Annotated in this window: 4 protein-coding genes; 1 reads left to right on the top strand and 3 read right to left on the bottom strand. The window is 47.6% G+C overall.

Annotated features, from left to right (window positions below; all coding sequences use genetic code 11):
- Positions 1-263: 263 nt before the first annotated feature.
- The 3 genes from GX016_10475 to GX016_10485 form a co-directional block, all read right to left on the bottom strand.
- Complete coding sequence (locus GX016_10475) at positions 264-647, bottom strand: helix-turn-helix domain-containing protein (protein ID HHT71965.1); 384 nt, start codon at positions 645-647, stop codon at positions 264-266.
- Between the two features lie 85 nt (positions 648-732).
- Entirely contained in the window at positions 733-1,056 is a 324-nt protein-coding gene (locus tag GX016_10480) for a DUF4258 domain-containing protein (protein ID HHT71966.1), read from the bottom strand.
- Positions 1,057-1,483: 427 nt separating this feature from the next.
- A complete protein-coding gene (locus tag GX016_10485; GenBank protein ID HHT71967.1) occupies positions 1,484-2,113 on the bottom strand; it encodes a helix-turn-helix domain-containing protein in 630 nt (209 codons plus the stop codon).
- A gap of 254 nt (positions 2,114-2,367) precedes the next feature.
- Here GX016_10485 and GX016_10490 point away from each other — a divergent pair, with 254 nt between their 5' ends.
- Positions 2,368-2,490: a helix-turn-helix transcriptional regulator gene (locus GX016_10490; protein HHT71968.1), complete on the top strand. Its 123-nt coding sequence runs from the start codon at positions 2,368-2,370 to the stop codon at positions 2,488-2,490.
- Positions 2,491-2,496: the final 6 nt, after the last annotated feature.

Raw genomic sequence — 2,496 nt, forward strand, 5'->3', positions numbered from 1 at the left:
AATCGCGCTAATGCGCTGCGTAGCTTCTGTTATCACGAATATATTCGACGCGGAGGGACATTTTTCCTGCCGGTGGTGGGGTTTTGGCTTATTTTAATGAGGTTTTTGGGGTTTCCGCAGTGGAATCTTTACATATATTAAGCGGATTTATTGGAGGAATAGCTGGTATGTCTAATCTATGAAGAAGTCCGAGGGCGTACCCCTCGGGCGCTAATTCTTGTCGGAAATATATGCTCATCTTGAACCGTGCCCCCCTGTTGTTCTTACTGCACCAGCTTAGCGTATTTTTCTATAATGCGAAGATCATTTTCGGACGGACTGACGACGCCGTCCTTTCCCCTTGCCGCTAATGCTATCGGTTCAGCTGCGCATATCTCTTGGCCGGAAAGAAGTCTCTCTATATGTTGACGAGGAAATCTCCATTCGCGGCCGACCTTCTTAGCAGTTAGGCGACCATCTCTAATCATATTGTAGACAGTTTGCGTGCTCACCCGAAGTAAATCAGCCACTTCTTCGACGTTAAGAACATCTGGCCTTTCGGATGTTTCCGATAGAGCAGCTGATACCTTGTGCATCATGCGGACATCTTGCTCGTCGAAAGCTTTATGGCCACACTGTTTGCAGACGTACGTCTTTACGCCTTTCATAATGACCTTGTAATCTCCCCATCCAGACTGCACATCTGTGGGCTTAGTTTCCATTTCTGAACCACAGCATACACATTTCACGGCACTAACTCCTCCTTTTTCTTATGGCATAACTATCAAGAAACTTCCAAACATCCTCCAACGCGCGCTCAACTGTCACAACTTCCGGTTGTTCGTAAGCTGCAGCTACCAGTACGAAATAATCGGGTTTCTCTTTAGTTGCAGGTTGAAATAACACTTTAACGTCCCGACCATGGTCTTGTAGTTCAACAACTTCGCCGTTAAGGATCGCATTACATACATCATCAACATCAATTTTTCTTTCTGCCATGCGTTGTTGAGCATGTTCGGAGTACTTCAGGTTGCCGTTACGAACTAAAGCGATAATGTATTGATCGGGGATACCCATTGTAACAGCTCCTTTCTATAAGATAGCATAAGATAGCATAAAACACAATAAAACATTAGCATATTTTCCTAGTAAACACTCCCATATACTGTATCTACATACGGCACACTACGCACAGCAGCCTTTTTTATTTCCCCGCGGCCACCGCCACTTCCCTTACCATCATATCCGCCTGGTGCTCTATGATCTCGTATTGCATGTCCACCCCAACAATGTACTCACCAAAGTATTACGAATGTGAGAGCTATGACTCCCAAAATTCCGAGAACTGGAAGCAAACAACCGAGGCAGCCACAGCCGGCAGGGTTGTCCCACGCACTCGCCTGAAGCCGGTGACATCCAGGGGTTTTCTGTGAACATGCTTGCCCCATAGCAAAAACTGGGGTTCCCGGAGCGGCACTTAATGCCCATAATAACCTTGATACTTCTACAGCTTAAACGTAACCTCAACTACTTTGCCGCAGAATCTTGCTTCACCAGACTTTATTATGATCGGTGCGTACTTGGGGTTGTCCGGCTGAAGGATAAGCTCGCCGTTAGTGCGGTATACCCGTTTTAAGGTAGCATTCTCGCCATCGACGTTTACCACGGCTATTTCGCCGTTCTCAACCTCTTCCTGCTGGCGTACCAGAACGAGGTCACCTTCGTAGATACGACTGCCTATCATGCTGTCGCCGGTGACTCGGAGGTAAAAGTATTTACCGTCTTTTACTTCGTCGGCAGGTGTGAGCTCCCAGCCGTCGATGTGCTCATCAGCTAAGATGGGTAGGCCAGCCCGGATGACACCAAGCACGGGGACGCGCACCATGGGGCCGACGGGCCAAGCGCCGGGTGGGAGATATGTACCGTGGGGACCGTCGGTGCGGCCGAGGAGATAGTCCACAGAGACACCAAAGACTTCTGCCAATTTAGTTAATGCCTCGTTGTCTGGTTCACGGCGGCCTATTTCCCAGGAAGCAAGAGTGGCTCTAGCAACTCCAAGTTTGTTGGCAACCCCTTCCTGAGTTAAGTGTTTCTCTGTACGCAAGGATCTAAGTCGGCTGCCTAACGTGGCCATCCGCCACACCTCCTAGCAAAATAGTACAGACTCTTGTGGCCAAACGCAACAAAACAGACAAGAAGACACAAATTGTTTTAACACAAGGGCCGGAAGTGGCGATACGACACAGTGCATGAGGGTGTCGTATCTCCACATAGGGTATGAGAGGTGATAAGATTGACAATAAGAAAAGAATTGACTATCTTACGCAAGAAAGCAAACATGACTCAAAAAGAAGTTGCCGCAAAGCCCGGTATTGAGGTGTTTCATATTTGCATATCGAACGTGGCTCTAGGGGGTTATCCCTAGATGTGGTGCTTAGGATAGCTAATACACTTGGGAAAACTATGGATGAAATTTTTTTACCTCCGATGTCTCGAAAAAACACAATATAGACTGCG

Source organism: Bacillota bacterium, from assembly GCA_012837285.1.
Lineage (GTDB): Bacteria > Bacillota > DTU030 > DUMP01 > DUMP01 > DUNI01.